Below are 24941 nucleotides of genomic sequence, written 5' to 3'. Positions count from 1 at the left end.
CGCATGAGCGGGGGACCAGACATCACGGAGCAGAACAGACCGGCCCTGCAGATCCGCGGGCTCACGAAGCAGTTCGGCCAGACCGTCGCCGTCGCAGGCATCGACCTCGACGTGCCGCGCGGCTCCTTCTACGGTCTGGTGGGCCCCAACGGCGCCGGGAAGACGACGACCCTGTCGATGGCGACCGGCCTGTTGCGTCCCGACCGCGGCACGGTGCACGCGCTGGGCGCCGACGTCTGGGCCGACCCGGTCGCGGCCAAGGCCCGCATCGGCGTGCTGCCCGACGGGCTGCGCCTGTTCGACCGCCTCACCGGCCTGCAGCTGGTGACGTATGCCGGCCTGCTGCGGGGGATGGACCGCGCCGACGTCGTGGAGCGGTCCGGCGAGCTGGTCGCCGCGCTCGGGCTCGAGGAGGCGGCCGACAAGCTCGTCGTCGACTACTCGGCCGGCATGACCAAGAAGGTCACCCTCGCCTGTGCGCTCGTGCACGGCCCCCGGTTGCTGGTGCTCGACGAGCCCTTCGAGGCGGTCGACCCCGTCTCGGCGAAGACGATCCGGGGCATCCTCACCCGCTACGTCGAGGGCGGCGGGACGGTGGTGCTGTCGAGCCACGTCATGGACCTCGTCGAGCGCATGTGCAGCGACGTCGCGATCATCGCGGGCGGCCACGTCCGTGCCGCCGGTCCGATCGAGCACGTGCGCGGCGGGCTCAGCCTGGAGGACCGGTTCCTCGACCTCGTGGGCGGCTCGACGGACGTGAAGGGGCTGGCGTGGTTGCACACCTCGTCGGACTGAAGCTCCAGCTGCTGCGCAACACCCTGCGGCGCAGTCCGGCCGCCCTCATCGGCCTGGCCGTGGGCGTGGTCTACGGCGGCGGCCTGCTGGTGCTCGCGGCGGTCGGCCTGGTGTCCCTCCGCCTCCTGCCCGACGTCGAGGCCAGCCGGGTCGCGCTCACCCTCGGCGGCGCCCTCCTGGTGCTCGCCTGGGGTGTCGTGCCCGTGGTGGCCTTCGGCACCGACCCCACCCTCGACCCGCACCGGTTCGCGACCTTCGCCGTGCCCGAGCGCCAGCTGGCGCTCGGGCTCGCGGCGGCCGGCCTCATCGGGCTGCCGGGACTGGCCACCGCCGTGCTGGTCGTCGCCTCGTTCGTGACCTGGTCGCGCAGCGTGCCCGCCCTGCTGGCCGCCGTGGTCGGCGGCCTGCTCGCGCTGGCCACCTGCGTGCTCCTGAGCCGCGTCGTCACCGCAGCGGCCGCCGCGGTGCTCTCGAGCCGTCGTGGTCGCGACGTGGCGGCGGTGCTCGGCTTCCTCCTGCTGATCGGGCTGGGACCGGTCACCAGCGTCGGGGGCAGCTTCGAGCCCACGCTCGCCGACCTCGCCGGCCTCACGAGTGCCGTCGGCTGGATCCCTCTCGGGTGGGCCTGGGCCGCTCCCGCCGATGTCGCGCAGGGCCAGCACCTCGCCGGGCTCGGGCGGCTCGCGCTCGCCGCGGTCCTCGTCGGCGTGCTGCTGCTCGTGTGGCAGCGCCAGCTCTCGCGCGCGGTCCACGACCCCCGCGGCGCCGCCCAGGGCGGCTCCGAAGCCACCCAGGGCGGCCTCGGGCTGTTCGCGCGCCTGCCGGGCACGCCCCTCGGCGCCGTCGCCGCCCGGTCGGCGGTCTACTGGCGCCGCGACCCCCGGCTGGCCTTCCCCGCGCTCATCACGACGCTCTTCCCCGTCGGCCTGGTGTTCGCCTGGTACTTCGGCGGCTCCGAGGTCGCGCTGGTCGCGATGCCGCTCGCGTCGGCCTACATGCTCGGCTGGGGGCAGCACAACGACGTCGGCTACGACTCCACGGCCTTCTGGCTCCACGTGGCCAGCGGGGTCGACGGCACGAGCGACCGGGTCGGCCGGCTCTTCCCCTCAGCGGTGCTCGGCGGGGTGTGCGTGCCCGCGTATGCCGTGCTGGGCGCCGCCCTCGGAGGGCGCTGGGACCTGCTCCCGGCCACCCTGGGCGTGGGGACCGCCCTGTTGCTGGCCGGGTTCGGTGTCGCCAGCCTGGCCAGCGCGGTGAAGCAGTACCCCGTGCCGCGTCCCGGGGAGAGCCCCTTCGCGACCCCGCCCGGCGGCGCCGGCATCACCCTCGTGGTGCAGGCCGTGGTGGGCCTCGCGGTGCTGGTGGTGGCCATGCCGGCGCTGGCCCTCGGGGTCCTCGCCTGGTTCGGGCACGGGTGGGCCGCCTGGACCGCCCTGCCCGTCGGCGTGGGCGTGGGCGCCGCAGCCGCGGTGGCCGGGGTGCGGGTGGGGGCCGGGCTGTTCGAGCGGCGTTCGCCGGAGCTGCTGCAGGACCTCGTCAGCGTCCGCTGACGTGCGTCGCTGTCGCTGAGCCGGTGCCCCCCTGCGAAGTCAGCGTGCGGAGGTCGCCGCCAGGTGGGCGGCACCGATGATGCCGGCCCGGTTCTCGAGCTGGGCCGGGATGATCGGAGTGCGCAGGTCCAGCAGGGGGAGGTACCTGTCGGCCTTCTTGGAGACGCCTCCGCCGACGACGAAGAGGTCGGGCCACAGCAGCGCCTCGAGGTGGGTGTAGTAGCGCTGCAGCCGGGCGGCCCACTCCTCCCACGTGAGCTCCTCGGCCTCGCGCACGCCGGAGGAGGCCCGCCTCTCGGCGTCGTGGCCGTCGATCTGGAGGTGGCCCAGCTCGGAGTTCGGCACCAGCACGCCGTCGTGGATCAGCGCCGTTCCGATGCCCGTTCCGAGGGTGGTGAGGATGACCAGGCCCTCTCGCCCTCGGGCCGCGCCGTGGTACATCTCGCCGATGCCCGCAGCGTCGGCGTCGTTGACCGCGATCACCGGGTGGTCGAGCAGCCCGTGCAGGTGCGCCACCACGTCGAAGTCGATCCAGGCCTTGTCGATGTTCGCTGCCGAGCGCACCACGCCGCGAGTGACGACGCCGGGGATCGTCACGCCGATGGGGGAGTGCCCCTGGGTGCCGTCGAAGTGGTCGACGATCTCGGCGATGACCTCGCAGACGGCCTGGGGGGACGCCCCGTCCGGTGTCTCGATGCGCAGCCGGTCTGCAGCGAAGTCGCCCCGGTCGAGGTCGACAGGGGCGCCCTTGATGCCGCTGCCGCCGACGTCGATGCCGAGGGCGATGCCGGGTCCTGACATGTGCTGCTCCTCTCGGTGCCCCACACCCTAGGTCGTGCCGGGCACGATTGCCTGTCAGTGGCAGACCCTAGGGTCGGGGCATGGACCACGTGGCAGAGGGCACCTTCGTGATCGATTTCCGTCCCCCGCAGGCCGAGGCAGAGCCGCCCGGGCTCGGCCGGCTCGAGTTCGACAAGACCTTCGCCGGCGACCTCACGGGCACCTCACGCGGGGCGATGCTGTCGGCCGGTGACCCGTCCAGCGGCTCGGCGGGCTACGTCGTCATCGAGGTGGTCGACGGAGCCCTGTCCGGCCGGCACGGCACGTTCGCCCTGCAGCACAGCGGCACGATGCACGAGGGCCGGCAGCGGCTGGCTATCAGCGTGGTGCCCGGCAGCGGCACCGGGGAGCTGGCCGGCATCCTGGGCGACTTCGAGCTGACCGTCGCCGACGACGGCACCCACCGCTACGCGCTGCGCTACCGGCTGTGAGTGCCCGTGGCACTCACGGGCAGGAGAGGCCTCAGGGGAGGGTGAGGATCTCGTTGCCGCTCTCGGTGATGAGGATGGTGTGCTCGAACTGCGCCGACCGCTTGCGGTCCTTGGTCACCACGGTCCAGTCGTCGTCCCACATCTCCCACTCGTGGGTGCCGAGGTTGAGCATGGGCTCGATGGTGAACGTCATCCCCGGCTCGATGACCGTGTTGTAGGCCGGCGCCGCGTCGTAGTGGGGGATGATCAGGCCGGAGTGGAACTCGGTGCCGATCCCGTGGCCGGTGAAGTCGCGCACCACCCCGTAGCCGAAGCGTCGTGCGTAGGACTCGATGACGCGTCCGATGATGTTGACCTCACGACCCGGCTGGGCGGCCTTGATGCCGCGCATCATCGCCTCGCGGGTGCGCTCGACCAGCAGGCGCGACTCCTCGTCGACGTCCCCGCACAGGTACGTCGCGTCGGTGTCGCCGTGCACCCCACCGATGTAGGCGGTGATGTCGATGTTGACGATGTCGCCGTCCTCGAGCCGGCGGCTGTCGGGGATGCCGTGGCAGATGACCTCGTTCACCGACGTGCACAGCGACTTGGGGAAGCCGCGGTAGCCGAGCGTCGAGGGGTAGGCGCCGTGGTCGAGCAGGAACTCGTGGCCCACCCGGTCGACCTCGTCGGTCGTGACGCCAGGCGCGATCACCGCTGCGGCGGCCTCCATCGCCTGGGCGGCGATCCGGCCGGCGACGCGCATCTTCTCGATCGTCTCGGCGTCCTTGACCTCCGGTCCGTGGCTCCTCGCCGGCGCCGGCCGGTCGACGTACTCCGGTCGCGCGATCGAGGCGGGAACGGCGCGGCGCGGGGACACGGTCCCGGGCGCAACACTTGCGTACGTCAGCGGCATACGGTGGAGTCTAGGCAAGGCTGAACCCCCACGCGGACACGGAGGCTCTCTCGATGGCTTACTGGTTCAACATCAACACCGGCAAGGTCGAGACCGAGGAGAACCGCAGCCCCGGGGAGGACCTCATGGGTCCCTACGCCACCGAGGAGGAGGCCTCGCGCGCCCTCGAGATCGCCCGCGCGAAGACCGAGCGCTGGGACGAGGAGGACCGTGCGTGGGAGGACGACGACGTCGACGACTGACGGGCTCTACCCCAGATGTCCGCAGCCTCAGTCGTTGCGGCGGTGGATGCTGACGACGTAGCCGGAGTCCGGGCGCCAGGGCTCCTTGTCCCACGTGCTGTAGCGGCGGATGAACGACAGGTCGGCGACCGTGCAGGCCCGGTCGTAGTCCTCCAGCGGGGTGACGGGAATGCCCGCCGGAAGGTGTGCGGCATCGAGGCCGAAGCCGGCGACCACGAGCCCTCCCGGCTCCACATGGGCGGCCATGCGCTCCATGGCGGCGAGCAGTGTCCCCGGGGCCAGCAGCGGCACGACGTTGCCGGCGAGCAGCACCAGCTCGAAGGCCTGCGAGCGCAGCTGCAGCCGGCTGAGATCCTGCTGGACCCAGGTCGTGGCCGGGTCCCGGCGCTCGGCGACCGCGACCATGTCGCGGTCGGCGTCGACGCCCACGCAGTGGTAGCCGAGCGAGGTCAGCTGGGTTGCCACGCGTCCGGTGCCGCAGCCGGCGTCGAGCACGCGGGCCGGGGCGGGCAGCAGCGACTGCACGAAGGTGGCCTCGCCGTGCACGTCGAGGCCCTTGGCCGCCATCTCGTCGAAGTGGCGCTGGTATGCCGTGGCGGCACCGATGCCGCCGGAGACCTCCGACCAGCGGGTGCGCGGCTCGCTCTCGGGAACCGGGATCTCGTGCTCGCTCATGGGGACAGCCTAGGTCCGTTCACCGGGTGAGCTTCGGCAGCACCTCGCGACCGAACACCTCGATCCACTCGCGCTGGTTGCGGCCCACGTTGTGCAGGTAGACCCGGTCGAAGCCGAGGTCGACGAAGCGCTGGATCTCGGCCCGGTGGGCGTCCGGGTCGGACGAGATGACCATGCGGCCCTCGAAGTCCTCGGGCCGCACCAGCTTGGCCATCTGCTCGAACTCGAACGGCGAGCGGATGTCGGCCTTGGGGAACTTCATCCCGCCGTTGGGCCACTCGGTGACGGCGTTGTGGAGCGCCTCCTCGTCGGTCTCCGCCCACGACAGGTGCAGCTGCAGCACCTTGGGCATCGTCGACGGGTCCTTCCCGGCCTCGCGGGCGCCCTCGTCGAACTTCGCGAAGAGGCCCTCGATCTTCTCCAGCGGGGCGCCGACGGTGATCATGCCGTCGGCGAACTTGCCCGTCTTCTTCGCGTTGATCGGCCCGGCCGTCGCGACCAGCACCGGGGGAGCGGTCTCGGGCATGGTCCACAGCCGGGTGGTCTCCATCTTGAAGAACTCGCCGGCGAACTTGGTGTCCTTGCCCTTCAGGGAGGTGGTGAAGAGCTGGTTGATGAGCTCGACGGCCTCCCACATCCGGCGGGAGCGTTCGCCGGCCTCGGGCCAGTAGCCGGGGATGACGTGCTCGTTCAGCGCCTCGCCGGTGCCCAGGCCAAGCCAGGTGCGACCGGGGTTCATCGCCTCCAGGGTCGCGGCCGCCTGGGCGACGATCGCCGGGTGGAACCGGAACGAGGGGCAGGTCACCCCCGGGCCGAGGTCGCCCTGCGTGCGTTCGCCCACGGCTGCCAGGACGTTCCAGACGAACGACGCCTGGCCCTGCTGCGGCACCCACGGCTGGAAGTGGTCGGCGGCCATGCACCCCGAGAACCCGTGCTGCTCGGCGAAGGCCGTGAGGTCGACTGCCTCGCGCGGCGCGAACTGCTCCAGCATGGCGGCGTAGCCGACCGTGAGGGAGCCGTCGGGGGTCATCGCGTGGGTCCGGTCCGTCATGCGGTCACGCTATCCCTCGGGCAGCGGGGATGAGAGTCTCGGGGCCATGCGCCTCGACCACACCGCAGGCCCGGACCTCGGCGGTGCCGACCTGACCGCCACCGAGCGCGGCGTGCTCGACGCCATCGACGAGCAGGGCCTGCTCGCAGACCTCGCCGCGCTGGTGGCCATCCCGTCCACGGGCGGGAGCCCGGCCGAGATCGAGGCGCAGGACTGGTGTGCCGACCGGCTGGCCGGCATCGGGCTGGAAGTCGACTCCTGGGACATCGACGTCGCGGCCGAGCAGGCGGCTCCGGGTTTCCCCGGCATGGAGGTCGAGCGTGCGCAGGCCCGGGGCTGCGTTGCCGTCCTGGGCGCAGCGGCGCAGCCTTCAGGGAGTTCGGGGGTCGTGCCGGCGTTGGTGCTCTCCGGGCACACGGACGTGGTGCCCCCGGGCGACCTCACCGCGTGGCCGGACCGGGGCCCCTACCGGCTCCGGATTGGCGACGGCCTCGCGGCCGGGCGCGGGACCTGCGACATGAAGGGCGGGCTCGCCGCGGTGCTGGCCGCGGTGTCGGCAGTCGTGAGCTCAGGCGTCCGGCTGCGCCGCCCGCTCGCCGTCCACGCTGTCAGCGGCGAGGAGGACGGCGGGCTGGGCGCCTTCGCCACCCTGCGCCGTGGCCACCGGGCCGAAGCCTGTGTCATCGCAGAGCCGACGTCCGGGGCGGTCGTCCCGGCCAACGCCGGATCTCTCACCTTCCGGCTCGAGGTCCGGGGCCGGGCGACCCACGGATCGACCCGCACGAGGGGCGTCAGCGCCATCGACCTGCTGGCCCCGGTGCAGGCGGCCCTGCGCGAGCTCGAGACCGCCCGAAACGCCAGCGCCCCAATCCTGTTCGACCATCTCGACCTGCCTTGGCCCCTCTCCATCGGTGTGGTGCACGCCGGTGACTGGGCCAGCACCGTGCCCGATCGGCTGGTCGCCGAGGGCCGTTACGGGGTGCGGATCGGGGAGTCGCTGGAGGACGCTCGCACCGCGTTCGAACAGGCTGTGGGGCGGGCCTGTGCGGCCGACCCGTGGCTGTGCGAGCACCCCGTGGAGGTGACCTGGCCCGGAGGCGCCTTCGCGTCGGCGGGACTCACCGCTGATGACTCCCTGGTGCGTGATGTCACGAGCTGCGTCGAGGCGCAGGGAGGTTCAGCGCCTGGAGTGGTCGGCGCGCCCTACGGGTCGGACCTGCGGCTCTACATCGCCGCGGGTGTGCCCACGCTGCAGTACGGGCCCGGCGACGTCCGCCATGCCCACGCGCTGGACGAGCACGTGGCGGTCGCCGACCTGCTCCGGTGCGCGCGCGTCTACGCCCTGCTCGCGCTCCGGCGCTGCGGCCTGGCCACCTGACACACCTCGGGGGCTACTCCTCGAAGGAGTGCTCGGCGGTGGGGAAGGCGCCCGAGGCGACCTCCGCGGCATACGTCCTCGCCGCCTCGGAGAGGGTGCCGCGCAGGTCGGCGTACTTCTTGACGAAGCGGGGGCTCCTGCCGCCGCGCAGGCCGGCCATGTCGGACCACACCAGCACCTGGGCATCACAGTCGGGGCCGGCGCCGATGCCGATGGTCGGGATGGACAGCACCTCGGTCACCCGGGCCGCGAGCGGGGCCGGGACCATCTCCATGACGACGGCGAAACAACCTGCCTGCTCGAGGGCGACCGCGTCGTCGACGAGCCGGTCTGCGGCCTCTCCCCGGCCCTGCACCCGGTAGCCGCCGAGGACGTGCTCGCTCTGCGGGGTGAACCCGACGTGCCCCATGACGGGGATGCCCGCCCGCACGAGCAGCTCGATCTCGGGGACCATCGCCTTGCCGCCCTCGAGCTTGACCGCGTGGGCGAGTCCTTCCTTCATGAAGCGGGTGGCGGTGCCCAGGGCCTGCTCCGGGCTCGCCTGGTAGGAACCGAACGGCAGGTCGGCCACGACCATGGCCCGCTTCGCAGCCGTGGTGACCGCCTTGACGAGGGGGAGCAGGTGTTCGACGGTCACGGGCACGGTGGTCTCGAAGCCGTAGACGTTGTTGCCGGCCGAGTCGCCGACGAGCAGCACGGGAATGCCCGCCTCGTCGAAGATCTCGGCGGAGTACTGGTCGTAGGCGGTGAGCATGGCCCACTTCTCGCCCCGCTCCTTCATGGCCTGCAGGTGCGGGATCCGGATGCGCCGGACGGGTGCGGCGCCTGCCGGGGCCTGCGAGGCCTGGGGGCCGCTGCCGTAGGGTGCCGAGATCTCGCCGGTCGCGGGGGAGTCGCTCATAGTCGCGATCCTAGGACGCGCCTCAGGAGTCCTGCTCGCGCCACCGGCTCGTGATGGGCAGCCGGCGGTCGCGGCCGAACGCCAGGGCGGAGATCTTCGGGCCGGGCGCGAACTGCCGGCGCTTCCACTCGGCCCGGTCCACCAGCGAGACGACCTTGTCCACGACCGCGGCGTCGAAACCGGCGTCGATGAGCTGGGCGCGACCCTGCGCACCGGCGACGTACAGCTCGAGGATGGCGTCGAGGGTCTCGTACGGCGGCAGCGAGTCCTGGTCGACCTGGCCCGGGCGCAGCTCGGCCGACGGCGGCTTGGTGATCGAGTTCGGCGGGATGGGCATCGTCTCGCCGCGACGCTCCGCCTCGGCGTTCCGCCAGGTCGCCAGCTGCCACACCAGGCTCTTCGGCACGTCCTTGAGCGGCGCGAAGCCGCCCACGCTGTCGCCGTAGATGGTGGAGTAGCCGGTGGCCAGCTCGGACTTGTTGCCGGTGGCGAGGGTGAGGTGGCCCTCCTGGTTGGACAGGCCCATGAGGATGACCCCCCGGCAGCGCGCCTGGAGGTTCTCCTCCGCGACGCCGGTGAGGCCGAGCTCGCCGAGGAACGCCTCGACCATCGGCTTGATCGGCTGCACCCGGTAGCTCAGGCCGGTGCGCTCGGCGAGGTCGGCGGCGTCGTCCTTGGAGTGGTCGGAGGAGTAGACGCTGGGCATGGAGACGCCGTGGACGTTGTCTGCGCCGAGCGCGTCGCACGCGATGGCGGCGACGAGCGCCGAGTCGATGCCGCCCGACAGGCCCAGCACGACCGAGCGCATCCCGTTCTTGCGGACGTAGTCGCGCAGGCCGAGCACGAGCGCCTCGTAGACCTCGCCGACCGGGTCGAGGCGGGGGGCCTCGGAAGCCGGCCGCGCGGCATACGGCTCGGTGGGGTCCTCGCTCACCGGGGTGAAGGCGACGCCCTCGGTGACGTCGGTGGGGTCGAAGGTCGACTCGTGGAGGTCGAGGTCGACGACGAGCAGGTCCTCGGCGAACTGCGGGCCACGAGCGAGCACTGCGCCGTCGGCCGCGACGACGACCGAGTCACCGTCGAAGACCAGCTCGTCCTGGCCGCCGACGAGGTTCAGGTAGGCGAGCACGCACTCCGCCTGGCGGGCGCGGCGGGCGGCGAGCTCGAGCCGCACGTCGTCCTTGTCGCGCTCGTAGGGCGAGCCGTTCAGCACCAGCAGCAGCTCGGCACCGGCCTCGCGGGCCATCGACACGGGTCCGCCCTCCTGCCAGATGTCCTCACAGATGGCCAGAGCCACGTCGACCCCGCGGACGCGGACGACGGCCAGGTCGTGCCCGGGGGCGAAGACGCGGGCCTCGTCGAAGACTCCGTAGGTGGGCAGGTGGTGCTTCGCGTACCGCGCGACGACCTCGCCGCGGTGCAGGACGGCGGCGCAGTTCTGGGGCAGCTCACGACCGGGGTCGGCGTCGGCGCTGCCGGGCGTCGCGCGGTCGAGGTAGCCGATGACCACCGGCAGGTCGCCGTGTCCGTCGGCGGCGAGGTCGGCGGCCAGTGCGGTCAACGCTGCTCGCGAGGCGTCGACGAAGGAGGTCCGCAGGGCGAGGTCCTCGACGGGGTAGCCAGTCAGTGCCATCTCGGGGAAGGCCACCAGGTGTGCGCCCTCGGCGGCAGCCCTGGCGGTCCACTCGCGGACCATCGCGGCGTTGCCGGCGAGGTCTCCCACCGTGGCGTTGACCTGGGCGAGGGCGAGTCGGAGCTGGGCCATGCCGGAACCCTACCGAGGGCCGGTCCGGCGGGGCTCCGGCGCCGTGAGACGGCGCCCTGACCAGCGCCGTCGAGGGTCACGACAGGTCTGTGATTTTTTAACAACTCCTTACCCGGGGGCCATCGGAAATGCCGACAAATCGTGTTCTGATCGGCTTTTGTGCGCCAGGGACGGCGCGCGAACACCACTGGAGGATTTGTGAAGAGACGTCATGTGAGCGTCCTGTCCGGTGTGGCGGTGGCTGCCGTCGCACTGAGCTTGGCGCCCGCCCAGTCACAGGCAATCCCTGTGCAGGGCGACAAGGAGCCGAAGGCTGCGAACCGCGACCACGACCTGCCCAACCCGCTCGGCGACGCCGCGCGCGAGCTGCGCAAGGAGGCGGTCGAGAAGCTCGTCAAGGGCGAGGCCACGACCGAGACCCGCGGCGGCCAGCGCGTCATCAAGCTGGCGGGCAAGACCGACGCCCGCGGCCAGAGGACCGCAGACCGCTACGTGTCCTACCCGGTGGAGCGGGAGGAGTCGATCTTCACGATCCTCTCCAGCTTCAGCGACATGCAGCAGAACGAGATCCCGGAGCCGGACCGCTCCATGGACAACTCGACGTACTGGACCGAGAACTTCGACCGGGCGCACTACCAGGACATGATGTTCGGCGAGGGCGAGTCCTTCCGCGACTTCTACCTCAAGCAGTCCAACGGCCGTTTCCTGGCCAAGGGCGACGTCTCCGACTGGGTCCAGGTCAAGGGCGAGGCCGCCACCTACGGCGACAACGCCAACGAGCGCGAGGGCTACTGGTCCTACGTGCAGGACACCGTCAACGCCTGGTACGAGGCGCAGGTCGCGGCGGGCAAGTCGTCGGCCGAGATCAACGCGTACCTCAAGCAGTTCGACAAGGTCGACCGCTACGACGCCGACGGTGACGGCAACTTCAACGAGTCCGACGGCTACATCGACCACTTCCAGGCCATCCACGCCGGTGAGGGTGAGGAGGCCGGCGGCGGCACGCTCGGCGAGGACGCCATCTGGTCGCACCGCTGGTACGTCAACTCCACCGACATCGGCAAGACCGGCCCCGGCGAGAACAGGCTCGGTGGCGCCCGCATCGGCGACGCCGACATCTGGGTCGGCGACTACACCACGGAGCCGGAGAACGGCGGACTCGGCGTCTTCGCCCACGAGTTCGGCCACGACCTCGGCCTGCCCGACCTCTATGACACCTCCGGTGGCGACAACACCACCGGCTTCTGGACGCTGATGTCCGGAGGCTCGTGGCTCAACTGGGGCAAGGACTCGATCGGCACCACGCCCGGCTACATGGGCCCGTGGGAGAAGCTGATGCTCGGCTGGCTCGACTACCAGGTGGTCAAGCACGGCGCCGACACCACGGTGAAGCTCGGCCCGGCCGACCTCGACGCCTCGACCAACAAGCAGGCCGTCATCGTGACCCTGCCCGAGAAGACGATCACCACCGAGTACAACACCCCGCACTCCGGTGCGGCTGAGTGGTGGAGCGGCTCGGCCGACGACCTGCAGAACACGCTGACCCGCTCGGTCGACCTGACCGGCAAGTCCAGCGCCACCCTGTCGGCCTGGCTCGAGCACGACATCGAGGCCGACTACGACTACCTGTACGTCGAGACCTCGACCGACGGCGCGAACTGGACCCAGGTCGGCACCCCGATCGACGGCCAGAGCAGCGGCTGGGTCCAGAAGACCTGGGACCTCTCCTCCCTCGCCGGCAAGAGCGGCCAGGTGCGGTTCCGCTACGCCACCGACGGCGGCGTGCACCTCGACGGTGCGTTCCTCGACGACCTGTCGATCACCGCTGACGGCGCGGAGGTCTTCGCCGACGACGTCGAGAGCGGCGACAACGGCTGGGTCGCGAAGGGCTTCTCGCGTATCGACGGCTCCACCACAAAGCAGGCCAGCCACTACTACATCGCCGAGAACCGCGTCTACAGCGGCTACGACGCGACGCTGAAGACGGGCCCGTACAACTTCGGGTTCGCCAACACCAAGCCCGACTGGGTGGAGCGCTTCCCGTACCAGAACGGCATGCTCGTCTGGTACATCGACAACGAGTACTCGGACAACAACACCCGCCAGCACCCCGGCGGTGGCCAGGTCCTCAACGTCGACGCCCGCCCGAGCCCGGTGAAGTTCTACGACGGCTCGCGCCTGGGCAACCGCCGCCAGCCGTTCGACGGCACCTTCGGCCTCGAGGCGACCGACGCGGTGACGTTCCACAAGAACGGCATCCCGACGACCGTCGGGTCGCAGCCCGCGATCCCGACGTTCGACGACAGCGACCCGAACCGCTACTACGACGCCACCAACCCGATGGGTTCGGTCAAGGTCGCGGGCTCCGGCACCACCATGACGGTTGCCAAGTCCGTGGACGGCGGCAACGAGCTGCAGGTCAAGGTCGAGTTCAAGTGACGCACCACCTCGGCTGACCGGTCGACGCGACCTGTCACACCGAGACGGCGGGGCCCCGGGAGACATCCCGGGGCCCCGCCCGCGTCTCGGCCCCTCGTTCCTGCGCGTGCGAGCCCGGTAGCGCCCTGCCGCCCTAGGGTGGGCGGCGTGAACCACGACTACGACGACGTCGTCATCGGTGCAGGGCACAACGGGCTGACCGCCGCGGCCTACCTCGCGCGGGCCGGCAGGCGGGTGCTCGTCCTCGAAGCCGCCGACCATGTCGGGGGTGCCGCGGTCTCGGCGCAGGCCTTCCCGGGGGTCGACGCCCGCCTCTCGCGGTACAGCTACCTCGTCTCCCTCCTGCCGCACCAGGTCGTCACCGACCTCGACCTCGACCTGCGCCTGATCCGGCGCCGGTACTCCTCGTTCACACCGCTGCCGGCGGACCCGCGCCGCTCGGTGCTCGTCGACAACGGCGACCCCGCAGCCACGGCCCGGGCGTTCGCCGCCCTGACCGGCTCGGAGGACGCCCACCGCCAGTGGGAGCAGTTCTACGACCGGATGGCGGGCCTGGCCCGTGCCGTCTTCCCGACGGTGCTCGAGCCGCTGCGCTCAGCCGACGAGCTGGCCGAGCGGGTCGGCGACGACGAGCTCTGGCGGGCGGTGACCCAGCGACCGCTCGGCGAGCTGCTGGAGGAGACCTTCGCCGACGACACCCTGCGCGGCATCGTCGCCACCGACGCGCTGATCGGCACGTTCGCCGACCTGCGGGGCGCGGACCTGCGCCAGAACGTCTGCTTCCTCTACCACCTCATCGGCGGCGGGACCGGCGACTGGGACGTGCCCGTCGGTGGCATGGGATCCCTCACCACCGCCCTCGCCGGGGCAGCCGCCGATGCGGGCGCCGAGATCCGCACGAGCGCGCGGGCCCTCAGCGTCACCCCGGATGGGGAAGTGACGTGGGAGGGCGGATCCGCCCGGGCCGGGGCGGTGCTCGCCGCCTGCGCGCCCGTGGTGCTCAACGAGCTGCTCGTGGCCGGGGGAGCGGACCCGGTGCCGACCGAGGCAGCGCCGGAGGGAGCCCAGCTGAAGGTCAACATGCTGCTGTCGCGCCTGCCTCGCCTCAAGGACCCGAACGCCGACCCGGCTGCCGCCTTCGCCGGCACCTTCCACATCAACGAGGGCTACCAGCAGCTCCAGGACGCGTATGCCGTCGCGGCGAGCGGGCACGTGCCTCGCCTGCCGCCGTGCGAGATCTACTGCCACAGCCTCTCCGACCGCAGCATCCTCGGGGCCGACCTGGCCGCCTCCGACGCGCAGACCCTGACGCTGTTCGGCCTCCACATGCCGACCCGGCTGTTCCGCGAGGACCACGACGAGATGCGCGACCTCGCCCTCAGCCACACGCTCGAGTCGCTCAACTCCGTGCTGGCAGAACCGATCCAGGACGTGCTCCTGCGCGACGCCGACGATGCGTTCTGCCTGGAGGCCAGGACACCCGTGGAGCTCGAGCAGGACATCGGCCTGCCGGGTGGGAACATCTTCCACCGTTCGCTGCAGTGGCCGTGGGCCGAGTCGGCCGACGAGATCGGCCGGTGGGGCGTGGAGACGCCCTACGAGAAGGTGCTGCTCGCCGGAGCCGGGGCGCGCCGCGGAGGCGGGGTGTCCGGCATACCGGGCCACAACGCGGCCCAGGCGGTCCTGGGCGGGTGAGCCGCCCTGTGGTGCCGTAACGACCCGGAAACACGAGTAGGGCAGGATTCGTCACATGGATCGTCAGCAGGAGTTCGTCCTCCGCACCATCGAGGAGCGCGACATCCGCTTCGTGCGGCTGTGGTTCACCGACGTGCTCGGGACACTCAAGTCCGTGGCGGTGGCCCCCGCCGAGCTCGAGGGCGCCTTCGCGGAGGGCATCGGCTTCGACGGCTCGGCGATCGAGGGCTTCGCCCGGGTCTACGAGGCCGACATGCTGGCGAAGCCGGATCCGTCCACGTTCCAGGTGCTGCCCTGGCGTGGTGAGAGCCCCGGCACGGCACGGATGTTCTGCGACATCACGCTCCCGGACGGCACCCCGAGCTGGGCCGACCCCCGCCACGTGCTGCAGCGGGCGCTGGGCCGGGCCGCCGACCTGGGGTTCACCTTCTACACCCACCCGGAGATCGAGTTCTTCCTCCTCAAGCAGGGGTTCAGGGCGGGTGAGCAGCCCGACCCCGTCGACCAGGCCGGTTACTTCGACCACGTCCCGCACGGCACGGGCCACGACTTCCGCCGCGCCGCGATCACGATGCTGGAGTCCATGGGCATCTCGGTGGAGTTCAGCCACCACGAGGGCGCGCCGGGCCAGAACGAGATCGACCTGCGCTACGCGGACGCGCTCTCGACGGCCGACAACATCATGACCTTCCGGACGGTCATCAAGGAGGTGGCGCTCGAGCAGGGCATCTTCGCCTCCTTCATGCCCAAGCCGTTCTCCGACTACCCGGGGTCGGGCATGCACACCCACATGTCGCTCTTCGACGGCGAGAGCAACGCCTTCTACGAGGCCGGTGCGCCCTACCAGCTCTCCAAGGTGGGACGGCAGTTCATCGCAGGCCTGCTGCGCCACGGGGCCGAGATCACGGCCGTCACCAACCAGTGGGTGAACTCGTACAAGCGCCTCTGGGGCGGCGGTGAGGCCCCGGCGCACCTGACGTGGGGGCACAACAACCGCAGCGCCATGGTGCGTGTGCCCATGTACAAGCCGGCCAAGGGACAGAGCAGCCGCGTCGAGCTGCGCACCCTCGACTCGGCGTGCAACCCCTACCTCGCCTTCGCCGTGATCCTCGCCGCCGGGCTCAAGGGCATCGAGGAGGACTACGACCTCCCCCCGGAGACCGAGGACGACGTGTGGGGCCTGACCGGCTCGGAGCGCCGGGCCATGGGCATCGAGCCGCTGCCCTCCACGCTGCACGAGGCGATCGGCGTGATGGAGAAGAGCGAGCTCGTGGCCGACACCCTCGGCGAGCACGTCTTCGACTTCTTCCTGCGCAACAAGCGCGCCGAGTGGGACGACTACCGCGGCGAGATCACGCCGTTCGAGCTCAAGCGCTACCTGCCCGGCCTCTGAGCCCGGACCGGGGAGGCCCCCGCGTCCCCGCTAGGTTGGGGGCGTGAGCTCCCGCCAGCCCTCCCGAGCCGCCACCTTGGCGCGACTGGGTTTCGCGGAGGCGGCTCGTGCCGAGCAGCTCCTCGCGGACCCCGCGCTGGGCGGGCTCGTCGACCCGCTCGACGACATTTTCAGCGACGGGCTGCCCGACGCCCTGGGCGGCACCTCCGACCCCGACCTCGCGCTGCTCAGCCTGGTGCGGCTCATGGAGGCGGTGCGGGCCGACGAACCCCGCCGTCGTGACGTCGACGCCGGCCCGGAGGCCTCGCTCTCGGGGCTCATCGCCGCCCTGCGCCACCGCGGGCCCGAGCGCGACCGGCTGCTCGCGGTGCTCGGCGCCTCCACAGCGTTGGCCGACCACCTCGTCGCCCACCCCGAGCACTGGCGGGACGTCACCGAGGCGCAGCCGCGCACGGTCGCCCAACGCGTGCAGCACCTCACCGAGGCGGTGCGCGCCCACGGCGAGGCCACGGCATACGACGCCCTGCGCGTGGGCTATCGACGCGAGCTGCTCGGCATCGCCGCCCTCGACCTGACGTCGGAGGGGCCGGCGCAGACCCTGCCGGAGACGGCCGCGGCCCTGGCCGACCTCGCCGAGGCCGCCCTGGAGGCGGCGCTCGTCATCGCCCGGGCGGAGCTGGGCGCGCAGGCCGACGCCTGCCGGCTCGCGGTCATCGGCATGGGCAAGACGGGTGGTCGCGAGCTCAACTACGTCAGCGACGTCGACGTCATCTTCGTGGCCGAACCGGCCGACGGCGCTGACGAGACCACCGCCCTGGCTGCGGCGACCGCGCTGGCGACGCACCTCATGCGGGCCTGCTCCACCTCGACCGCCGCGGGCGTGCTCTGGCCCGTCGACGCCGCGCTGCGCCCCGAGGGCAAGCAGGGCCCCCTGGTCCGGACCGTCGCCAGCCACCGCGCGTACTACGAGCGGTGGGCCAAGACCTGGGAGTTCCAGGCACTGCTCAAGGCCCGCCCCGTGGCCGGCGACCGCGCGCTCGGCGAGGAGTACCTCGAGGCCGTCAGCCCGCTCGTCTGGCAGGCCGCCTCGCGGGAGAACTTCGTCGAGGACGTGCAGGCGATGCGCCGCCGGGTCGAGCAGCACGTGCCGGCCGCAGAGGCCGAGCGGCAGCTGAAGCTGGGCCCCGGCGGGCTGCGCGACGTCGAGTTCAGCGTGCAGCTGCTCCAGCTGGTGCACGGCAGGGCCGATGACTCGCTGCGCTCGGGCACCACCCTCGAGGCGCTCGGGGCCCTGGCCCGCGGCGGCTACGTCGGCCGCGACGACGCGGCGGCGCTCGACGAGAGCTACCGCTTCCTGCGCACCCTCGAGCACCGCATCCAGCTCCACCGGCTCCGGCGTACCCACCTGATGCCGACGGCCGAGGCCGACCTGCGCCGCCTGGGACGGGGCCTGGGCTACCGCCGGGAGGCACAGTCCGAGGTGGTGGCCCGGTGGCAGCAGCAGGCCCGGGAGGTCCGCCGGATCCACGAACGGCTGTTCTACCGGCCGCTGCTCGCTGCCGTGGCGCGGCTGAGCACCTCCGAGGCCCGCCTGGCGCCGGAGGCGGCGCGCGAGCGGCTGGCGGCGCTCGGCTTCCGCGACTCGGCCGGGGCCATGCGCCACCTCGAGGCGCTGACGGCGGGGGTGAGCCGCCGGGCGGCGATCCAGCGGACGCTCCTGCCGGTGATGCTCGGCTGGTTCGCCGACGAGGCCGACCCCGACGGCGGCCTGCTCGCGTTCCGCAAGGTGAGCGACGACCTCGGCTCCACGCACTGGTACCTGCGCCTCCTGCGCGACGAGGGCTCGGCCGCAGAACGCCTGGCCCACACTCTCGCCCGCAGCCGCTACGCCGCGGACCTGCTCATGGGCGCCCCGGAGGCCGTCTCGATCCTGGGGGAGAGCGGCGGGCTCGCCCCGCTGGCGCGAGAGGACCTGCTGCTCCGCATGGCGGCGGCCGCCGGGCGCAAGGGCGACCCCGAGCGCGCGGTGCACGCGGCCCGCAGCGTGCGCCGGCACGAGCTCTTCCGGATCGCGGTGGCCGACCTGACCGGCCAGCTCGACCTCGAGGGCGTCGGGCGGGCCCTGAGCGACGTGACGTCGGCGCTGGTCGAGACGAGCCTCGACGTGGCCCAGCGCGTCGTCGCCGAACGCAGCGACGGCCGGCTCGTCACATCCGTGCTCGTCGTCGGGATGGGCCGGCTCGGCGGGGCCGAGACCGGCTACGGCAGCGACGCCGACGTCATGTTCGTCCACCAGCCGTGCGACGGCACCTCCGAGGCCGAGGCGCAGGACCAGGCACTGGAGGTGGTGCAGGAGCTGCGCCGCCTGCTCGGCAGCCAGGGCCCGGACCCGCAGCTCGGCCTCGACGCCGACCTGCGCCCGGAGGGCAAGAACGGCCCGCTGGTGCGCAGCCTCGACAGCTACCGCGCCTACTACGAGCGCTGGTCCCTGACCTGGGAGTCACAGGCGTTGCTGCGGGCCCGTCCGATCGCCGGCGACCCCGAGCTCGGGCGGCGGTTCGTGGAGCTCATCGACCCGCTGCGCTGGCCCGAAGACGGCCTCGGCCCCCGGGAGGTGCGCGAGATCCGGCGGCTCAAGGCTCGCATGGAGGCCGAGCGGCTGCCCCGCGGCGCCGACCCCAAGACGCACTTCAAGCTGGGCAGGGGCGGGCTGAGCGACGTGGAGTGGACGGTGCAGCTGCTCCAGATGTGCCACGCGCACCACGTGCCGGGACTGCGGACGACCTCGACGCTCGGGGCGCTGGCGGCCGCGGTCGACGCGGAGCTCATCGACGCGTCCCACGCCGACGACCTGCGCGCGGCGTGGACGCTCGCCTCCCGCATGCGCAACGCGTCCGTCCTGTTCCGCGGCCGTCCGGTCGAGGGCGTGCCGTCCGACCTGCGGGTCGCCGACGGCGTCAGCCGGATCATGGGGATGGAGCCGGGCAGCGGCGGCGAGCTCGCCGAGACCTACCGGCGGGTCGCGCGACGCGCCAGGGCAGTTGTCGAAGTCGACTTTTACGAGGCCCGTTAGGGGGGTACGGTTCGCCCATGCGGCAGAGGGGCTGGAGGGGGGACGGCGTGCCGTCCTACGGGGAGGTCTTGCGGGCACCCGCGTTCCTTCCGTTCTTCCTTGCCTCGTCCCTGTCGACCTGGGGCGACTACATCGCGCGGATCACCGTGGCGGCAGTGGTGTTCGAGCGCACCGGGTCCGCCGTGGCCACCGCCGCCACGTTCGCCGTCTCGATGCTCCCGAGCGTCTTCGGCCGCATGGTGCTCTCGCCCTTCGCCGACCGGCTGCCCTACAAGTACGTGCTCATCGGCAGCCACCTGGTGCGGGCGCTCTTCGTCATCGCGCTGCTGGCGGCCACCGTGTCGTCGGCGCCGGTGGGGCTGCTGCTCGTGCTGCTGTTCCTCCTCGAGCTCGCGGGCGGGCCGACGGTGGCGGCCAACCAGATGCTGCTCACCGACCTCTTCGCCAACCGGCGCCTCTACAGCAAGGCCTTCGGGCTCACCACCCTCGCCGAGCAGACCAACCAGGCGATCGGCCTGGCCGTCGGCGGCCTGGTGGTGACGATGACCAGCCCGGTGCAGGGCCTGTTCTTCGACCTCGTCACGTTCCTCGTCGCCGCGGCGGTGCTCGCCGTGGTGGTGCCGCGACGCGACCCCGTCGGCATGGCCCAGGAGGGCATCTCCGGGTTCGTGCGCGACGTCCTCGAGGGTGGGCGCCACCTGTTCCACAACCGCGTGCTCACCTCGCTGCTGCTGCTCAGCATCACGAGCACCCTGGCGATGGCCGCTCCCGAGGCCGTCGCGATCCCCTACGTCAACACCCACACCGACCAGCCCGGCTGGGGCGGCATGCTCATGGCGGCCCCGATCCTCGGCGCGGTCGTGGGCCTGCTCGTGGTGAGCCGTTTCGGCGCCGAGGAGCAGAACCGCTCCGTCCTGGCCATGGCGCTGGTGATGCCGCTGCCGCTGCTGGTGACCGTCTTCGAGCCGCCGCTGCCGGCCATCTGGGGCGCCTGGTTCGCGTGCGGCGCCCTGCAGGCCTACATGCTGCCGCTGCAGTCCACCTTCACCCTCATGGTGCCCGCCGAGCTGCGCGGCCGGGTCTTCGGCCTTGCCGGCGCCCTGTCCGTGGCCGCGACCGGCGCCTTCTACCTCCTTGCGGGGTGGATCTCCCAGCACACCACCCCGGCGGCCGCCATCGGTGTCTGCGCGATCGCCAGCCTCGGCGGTCTGGTGCTGGTCGCCGCGCGCTGGCCGCGCACCGAGCTGGCCGACGCGGTCCACCGTACCTTCAGCCTCCCCGAGGGCACCTCGCGCGCTGCGTGAGGCCTGCCCGGCCGCAACGGCGGTCACCACGGCCACCGCCTCCCGGAGGCCGGACCGCGGACCGGGGCCTCGCCGGCGCCGCCTAGAATCGTGCCCATGATGTCCACGATCGACCTGCGCGGCCGCGTGCTCAGCACGCGGGAGCTGCGTCAGGCACTGCCACGCGCCGAGTTCGACGTCGAGGCGGCACTGGAGACGGTGCGCCCGATCTGCGAGGCCGTGCGTCATCGTGGAGCCGAGGCGCTCTACGAGCTGGGGGAGCGCTTCGACGGCGTGCGCCCCCACTCGCTGCGGGTGCCCTCCGAGGTGCTGTCCGCCGCCCTCGAGGCCCTCGACCCCGCCGTCCGCGCAGCCCTGGAGGAGTCGATCCGCCGGGCCCGGGTCGTGCACGCCGACCAGCGGCGCACCGACACCACGACCGAGGTCGTGCCGGGTGGCCAGGTCACCGAGCGCTGGGTGCCCGTCGACCGGGTCGGCCTCTACGTGCCCGGCGGCCTCGCCGTCTACCCCTCCAGCGTCGTCATGAACGTCGTCCCCGCGCAGGCCGCCGGCGTCGGTTCCCTCGCCGTCGCCAGCCCTCCGCAGCGGGAGAACAGCGGCGTGTTCGCCGGCTACCCGCACCCGACCATCCTCGCCGCGTGCGCCCTGCTCGGCGTCGACGAGGTGTATGCCGTGGGCGGCGCCCAGGCCGTGGCCGCGTTCGCCTACGGCTTCGACGACGAGGACGAGGCCTGCGAGCCGGTCAGCCTCGTCACCGGTCCGGGCAACATCTACGTCGCCGCCGCCAAGCGCCTGCTCAAGGGCCTGATCGGCATCGACGCCGAGGCTGGTCCCACCGAGATCGCGATCCTCGCCGACGAGACCGCTGATGCCGAGCACGTCGCCTCCGACCTGATCAGCCAGGCCGAGCACGACCCGCTGGCGGCATCGGTGCTGGTCACCGACAGCCCCGACCTCGTCGAGCGTGTCGAAGCAGCCCTCGAGCGCCGCGTCGCCCAGACGAAGCACACCGAACGGGTCCGCACCGCCCTCACCGGGCGGCAGTCGGGCACGGTGCTCGTCGACGACGTCGAGGCCGGGCTGGCCGTGGTCAACGCGTATGCCGCGGAGCACCTCGAGATCCAGACGCGCGACGCCGCGGCGGTCACCGCTGGAGTTCGCAACGCCGGGGCCGTCTTCGTCGGGCCGTGGGCCCCCGTCAGCCTCGGCGACTACGCCGCGGGCTCCAACCACGTGCTGCCCACCGGTGGGTGCGCGGTGCACAGCAGCGGGCTGTCGGTGCAGTCCTTCCTGCGCGGCATCCACGTCGTCACCTACGACGAGTCGGCCCTGAGAGAGGTCGCCCGCCACGTGGTGACCCTGGCCCACGCCGAGGACCTCCCGGCCCACGGCGAGGCTGTCACCGCCCGCTTCGGCGACGCGCTGTGAGCCGGCTGCGGGAGCTGCTGCGCCCCGACCTGCGCGGCAAGACCGCCTACGGCGCGCCCCAGCTCGACGTCGCCGTGCGGCTCAACACCAACGAGAACTCCTACCCGGTGCCCGACGACGTGGTGCGCGACATCACCGCCGCGGTCGCCGAGGTCGCGCCGCACCTCAACCGCTACCCGGACCGCGAGTTCACCGAGCTGCGCACCGCGCTGGCCGGCTACCTCACCTCGACCTCCGGTGTGGAGGTCACGCCTGAGGAGGTCTGGGCCGGCAACGGGTCCAACGAGGTGCTGCAGCACCTCCTCCAGGCCTTCGGTGGCCCGGGCCGCACCGCGCTCGGCTTCACGCCGGCATACTCCATGCACCCCATCATCAGCGAGACGGTCGGCACCCGGTGGGTGGACGGGAAGCGGGGCATGGGGGCGGACGGGCCCTTCGGCCTCACGGTGGAGTCGGCCGTGGCGCAGGTGCGCGAGCACCAGCCCAACGTCGTGTTCCTCTGCTCGCCCAACAACCCCACCGGCACGGCGCTGTCCCTGGAGCTCGTCGAGGCGGTCCACGACGCGGCCGCGGACGCCGTCGTGGTGGTCGACGAGGCCTACGAGGAGTTCGCCCGCGAGGGCGTGCCGAGCGCCCTGACCCTGCTCGAGGGGCGCGAGCGCCTCGTCGTGACGCGCACCATGAGCAAGGCCTTCGCGTTCGCCGGCGGCAGGCTCGGCTACCTGGCCGCGGCGCCGGCGCTCACCGACATGTTGCGGCTGGTGCGCCTGCCCTACCACCTGTCGACCCCCACCCAGGCGATCGCCCTGGCCGCGCTGCGGCACGCGCCGGAGATGCTCTCGACGGTCGCGGTCATCAAGCACCAGCGCGACCGCATCGTCGACGGGCTGCGCGAGCTGGGGCTCGACCCGGTGCCGAGCGACGCCAACTTCGTGTTCTTCGGTGGGCTCCCTGACTCCGCGGTGGCCTGGCAGGCGCTGCTCGACCGGGGCGTCCTGGTCCGCGACGTCGGCATCCCCCACTACCTTCGGGTCACGGCCGGCACCCCGGCCGAGACCGACGCCTTCCTGGCGGCGATGGCGGAGGTCGTCCCCGAGCTGCTGTCCACCGCCGGCACCGCCGGCGACCCCACCCCCGCCAACGTCCCCGGACACGAGACCGTGCCCGCCACCGCACAGGAGCGCCCCGCATGAGCAGCCCCGACCGCATCGCGTCACTGAGCCGGACCACCTCCGAGAGCAGCGTCGAGCTCGAGCTGAACCTCGACGGCAGCGGGGTCGGCGAGGTGAGCACCGGCGTGCGCTTCTACGACCACATGCTGCTGTCGCTGGCGAAGCACTCGCTCATCGACCTGCGGGTCAAGGCCACCGGTGACCTCGACGTCGACGCCCACCACACGGTCGAGGACGTCGCCATCGTGCTCGGTGACGCGGTCCGCGAGGCGCTCGGCGACAAGCGGGGCATCTCCCGGTTCGGCGACGCCACCGTGCCGCTCGACGAGGCGCTCGTGCAGGCTGTCGTCGACGTGGCCGGCCGTCCCTACGTCGTGCACACGGGCGAGCCCGAGGGGCAGGAGTACGTCGTCATCGGCGGCAACTACGTGGGCTCGCTGACCCGACACGTCCTCGAGTCGTTCGCCTACCACGCGGGCATCGCCCTGCACGTGCGCGTGCTCGCCGGCCGCGACCCCCACCACATCGTCGAGGCGCAGTTCAAGGCGGTTGCCCGGGCGCTGCGGGCGGCCGTGGCGCGCGACCCGCGCGTGAGCGGCATCCCCAGCGCGAAGGGCAGCCTGTAGGCCGTGAGCGTGCCGTGGCAGTCGGCGCGCCACGGGCGGGGCGTGCTCCTGCTGCGCGGTGAGCCCGAGCACGTGGCCCGGTGGGCGGCGCGTGGGCTGGTCGCCACCCGGGTCGTCCCCCTGCCGTCGTGGACGGCCGTCCTCCCGGCGGAGCCGACCTCGCGGGCCATGGCGCCCTACGACGACGCGTTGACCGTCCTGGCCTCGCGGCCCGTCGCGCACCGGCTGCGCGCTGCCCTCGGGCTGTTCGTCATCGACGGCCGTGCCGTGGTGATGGTGCAGGGCCAGGGCTGGCGTGCGGTCCAGCGCTGGGTGGTCTGGCAGCCCGGCCGTGGGGCCGCCCGGGCGCCGGGCCTGCGCGTGGCGCGGCCCGGCGACCTGCTGACGGCAGCAGGGGCGGGCACCCGCGGGGTCTCCTCCGCGGTGGGCGCCCTGCTGCGCGACGGCAGCGGCGACGCGCTCGGCATGCTGGGCGACCTGATGACGTTGCTCGGCCTGCCCGGGGCGGGGCTCCTCGTCGACGCCCCGCCGAGCGGGGAGGGCGAGCTCGTTGAACCGGACCACCGGGTCGTCGCCCGCTTCGACGCACTCATGCTGGAAGAGGCACGCCACCGTGCCGAGACGGGACAGGAGTCCTCATGAACCCCCGAGTCGTCGTGCTCGACTACGGGAGCGGCAACGTCCGCTCCGCCGTCCGCGCCCTCGAGCACGTGGGGGCCGTTGTCGAGCTGACCGCCGACCGCGAGGCGGCCCTGTCCGCGGCGGGCCTCTTCGTGCCGGGCGTGGGCAACTTCCACGCCTGCATGGCAGGTCTGCGCCGCGCCGGCGGACCCCTGCTCATCGAGACTCGGCTCGCCGGCGGCCGTCCGGTGCTCGGCATCTGCGTCGGCATGCAGGTGATGTTCGACGGCTCCGACGAGCCGAGTGCCCACCCCGAGCCCGGGCTGTCGGAGTGGCCCGGCACGGTGGCACGGCTCAAGGCCGACGTCGTGCCCCACATGGGCTGGTCCACCGTCCGCCCGCCGACCGGTTCCCGCCTCTTCCAGGGCGTCGAGGACGAGCGCTTCTACTTCGTCCACTCGTATGCCGTGCAGGAGTGGACCATGGCCGAGCCCTCCGGGCACATGGCCGCCGTGGCCCCCCGGGTCACCTGGGCCCACCACGGCGGTGACTTCGTCGCCGCCGTCGAGAACGGCCCGCTGTCGGCCACCCAGTTCCACCCCGAGAAGTCGGGTGAGGCCGGACTCGCCCTGCTCGAGAACTGGGTGCGCACCCTCCGGTGACGCCG

The 24941-nt window shown here is 72.4% G+C and carries 21 protein-coding genes; 15 read left to right on the top strand and 6 right to left on the bottom strand.

Annotated elements, in window-relative coordinates:
• The first annotated feature begins 3 nt into the window (after positions 1 to 3).
• Positions 4 to 795 carry an ABC transporter ATP-binding protein gene (locus tag P2F65_RS13145; RefSeq protein WP_275808404.1) on the top strand — a complete coding sequence of 264 codons (792 nt, stop codon included), beginning with the start codon at positions 4 to 6 and terminating at the stop codon, positions 793 to 795.
• Complete coding sequence (locus P2F65_RS13140) at positions 771 to 2345, top strand: hypothetical protein (protein WP_275808401.1); 1575 nt, start codon at positions 771 to 773, stop codon at positions 2343 to 2345. The genes P2F65_RS13145 and P2F65_RS13140 overlap by 25 nt, the downstream gene beginning before the upstream one ends.
• A 39-nt stretch (positions 2346 to 2384) precedes the next feature.
• On the opposite strand, the gene P2F65_RS13135 is transcribed toward P2F65_RS13140, so the two are convergent.
• Positions 2385 to 3146: a polyphosphate--glucose phosphotransferase gene (locus P2F65_RS13135; protein WP_275808398.1), complete on the bottom strand. Its 762-nt coding sequence runs from the start codon at positions 3144 to 3146 to the stop codon at positions 2385 to 2387.
• Between the two features lie 80 nt (positions 3147 to 3226).
• On the opposite strand from P2F65_RS13135, the gene P2F65_RS13130 reads away from it, so the two are divergent.
• On the top strand, positions 3227 to 3616 hold the full coding sequence (locus P2F65_RS13130; RefSeq protein WP_275808396.1) for a DUF3224 domain-containing protein: 390 nt from the start codon (positions 3227 to 3229) through the stop codon (positions 3614 to 3616).
• Between the two features lie 31 nt (positions 3617 to 3647).
• On the opposite strand, the gene map is transcribed toward P2F65_RS13130, so the two are convergent.
• On the bottom strand, positions 3648 to 4511 hold the full coding sequence (map, locus tag P2F65_RS13125; RefSeq protein ID WP_275808394.1) for a type I methionyl aminopeptidase: 864 nt from the start codon (positions 4509 to 4511) through the stop codon (positions 3648 to 3650).
• A 53-nt stretch (positions 4512 to 4564) separates the two neighbouring features.
• Here map and P2F65_RS13120 point away from each other — a divergent pair, with 53 nt between their 5' ends.
• The gene (locus tag P2F65_RS13120; RefSeq protein WP_275808390.1) at positions 4565 to 4753 is read left to right on the top strand and encodes a methionine aminopeptidase; all 189 of its coding nucleotides are present in this window, start codon (positions 4565 to 4567) and stop codon (positions 4751 to 4753) included.
• A gap of 27 nt (positions 4754 to 4780) precedes the next feature.
• Here P2F65_RS13120 and P2F65_RS13115 read toward each other — a convergent pair whose 3' ends face one another.
• Positions 4781 to 5428, bottom strand: a complete 648-nt coding sequence (locus tag P2F65_RS13115; RefSeq protein ID WP_275808388.1) for a class I SAM-dependent methyltransferase — start codon at positions 5426 to 5428, stop codon at positions 4781 to 4783.
• Positions 5429 to 5447: 19 nt separating this feature from the next.
• Positions 5448 to 6479 (bottom strand): TIGR03557 family F420-dependent LLM class oxidoreductase, encoded by a 1032-nt coding sequence (locus P2F65_RS13110; protein WP_275808385.1) that lies wholly within the window; start codon positions 6477 to 6479, stop codon positions 5448 to 5450.
• Between the two features lie 46 nt (positions 6480 to 6525).
• Between P2F65_RS13110 and P2F65_RS13105 the strand changes: the two genes are divergently transcribed.
• The gene (locus tag P2F65_RS13105; RefSeq protein ID WP_275808382.1) at positions 6526 to 7857 is read left to right on the top strand and encodes an ArgE/DapE family deacylase; all 1332 of its coding nucleotides are present in this window, start codon (positions 6526 to 6528) and stop codon (positions 7855 to 7857) included.
• Between the two features lie 13 nt (positions 7858 to 7870).
• Here the strand turns inward: P2F65_RS13105 and panB are convergent, their stop codons facing one another.
• Positions 7871 to 8758 carry a 3-methyl-2-oxobutanoate hydroxymethyltransferase gene (gene panB, locus P2F65_RS13100; protein WP_275808378.1) on the bottom strand — a complete coding sequence of 296 codons (888 nt, stop codon included), beginning with the start codon at positions 8756 to 8758 and terminating at the stop codon, positions 7871 to 7873.
• Between the two features lie 22 nt (positions 8759 to 8780).
• Positions 8781 to 10523, bottom strand: a complete 1743-nt coding sequence (locus P2F65_RS13095) for an NAD+ synthase (protein ID WP_275808375.1) — start codon at positions 10521 to 10523, stop codon at positions 8781 to 8783.
• Positions 10524 to 10736: 213 nt separating this feature from the next.
• On the opposite strand from P2F65_RS13095, the gene P2F65_RS13090 reads away from it, so the two are divergent.
• The 10 genes from P2F65_RS13090 to hisH all read left to right on the top strand — a co-directional run bounded on the left by P2F65_RS13090 (position 10737) and on the right by hisH (position 24936).
• Positions 10737 to 12962: an immune inhibitor A domain-containing protein gene (locus tag P2F65_RS13090; RefSeq protein ID WP_275808372.1), complete on the top strand. Its 2226-nt coding sequence runs from the start codon at positions 10737 to 10739 to the stop codon at positions 12960 to 12962.
• Positions 12963 to 13109: 147 nt separating this feature from the next.
• The gene (locus P2F65_RS13085) at positions 13110 to 14657 is read left to right on the top strand and encodes an NAD(P)/FAD-dependent oxidoreductase (protein ID WP_275808369.1); all 1548 of its coding nucleotides are present in this window, start codon (positions 13110 to 13112) and stop codon (positions 14655 to 14657) included.
• Positions 14658 to 14712: 55 nt separating this feature from the next.
• Complete coding sequence (locus P2F65_RS13080; RefSeq protein ID WP_275808367.1) at positions 14713 to 16050, top strand: glutamine synthetase family protein; 1338 nt, start codon at positions 14713 to 14715, stop codon at positions 16048 to 16050.
• 43 nt (positions 16051 to 16093) lie between these two features.
• A complete protein-coding gene (locus P2F65_RS13075) occupies positions 16094 to 19123 on the top strand; it encodes a bifunctional [glutamine synthetase] adenylyltransferase/[glutamine synthetase]-adenylyl-L-tyrosine phosphorylase (RefSeq protein ID WP_275808365.1) in 3030 nt (1009 codons plus the stop codon).
• Between the two features lie 17 nt (positions 19124 to 19140).
• Positions 19141 to 20427 carry an MFS transporter gene (locus P2F65_RS13070; protein ID WP_275808362.1) on the top strand — a complete coding sequence of 429 codons (1287 nt, stop codon included), beginning with the start codon at positions 19141 to 19143 and terminating at the stop codon, positions 20425 to 20427.
• A 96-nt stretch (positions 20428 to 20523) separates the two neighbouring features.
• Positions 20524 to 21855 (top strand): histidinol dehydrogenase, encoded by a 1332-nt coding sequence (hisD, locus tag P2F65_RS13065; protein WP_275808359.1) that lies wholly within the window; start codon positions 20524 to 20526, stop codon positions 21853 to 21855.
• Positions 21852 to 23048 carry a histidinol-phosphate transaminase gene (locus P2F65_RS13060; RefSeq protein ID WP_275808357.1) on the top strand — a complete coding sequence of 399 codons (1197 nt, stop codon included), beginning with the start codon at positions 21852 to 21854 and terminating at the stop codon, positions 23046 to 23048. The genes hisD and P2F65_RS13060 overlap by 4 nt, the downstream gene beginning before the upstream one ends.
• Positions 23045 to 23653: an imidazoleglycerol-phosphate dehydratase HisB gene (hisB, locus tag P2F65_RS13055; RefSeq protein ID WP_275808354.1), complete on the top strand. Its 609-nt coding sequence runs from the start codon at positions 23045 to 23047 to the stop codon at positions 23651 to 23653. The genes P2F65_RS13060 and hisB overlap by 4 nt, the downstream gene beginning before the upstream one ends.
• Positions 23654 to 23656: 3 nt before the next feature.
• Positions 23657 to 24295 carry a hypothetical protein gene (locus tag P2F65_RS13050; protein ID WP_275808351.1) on the top strand — a complete coding sequence of 213 codons (639 nt, stop codon included), beginning with the start codon at positions 23657 to 23659 and terminating at the stop codon, positions 24293 to 24295.
• A complete protein-coding gene (gene hisH / locus P2F65_RS13045) occupies positions 24292 to 24936 on the top strand; it encodes an imidazole glycerol phosphate synthase subunit HisH (RefSeq protein WP_275808349.1) in 645 nt (214 codons plus the stop codon). Before P2F65_RS13050 ends, hisH begins: the two co-directional genes overlap by 4 nt.
• Positions 24937 to 24941 lie beyond the last annotated feature (5 nt).

Source organism: Knoellia sp. p5-6-4, assembly GCF_029222705.1.
In the GTDB taxonomy this organism is placed as follows: domain Bacteria; phylum Actinomycetota; class Actinomycetes; order Actinomycetales; family Dermatophilaceae; genus Pedococcus_A.
The sequence above is the reverse complement of the archived record's forward strand: the minus strand, read 5'-3'. Positions and strand labels throughout refer to the sequence as shown.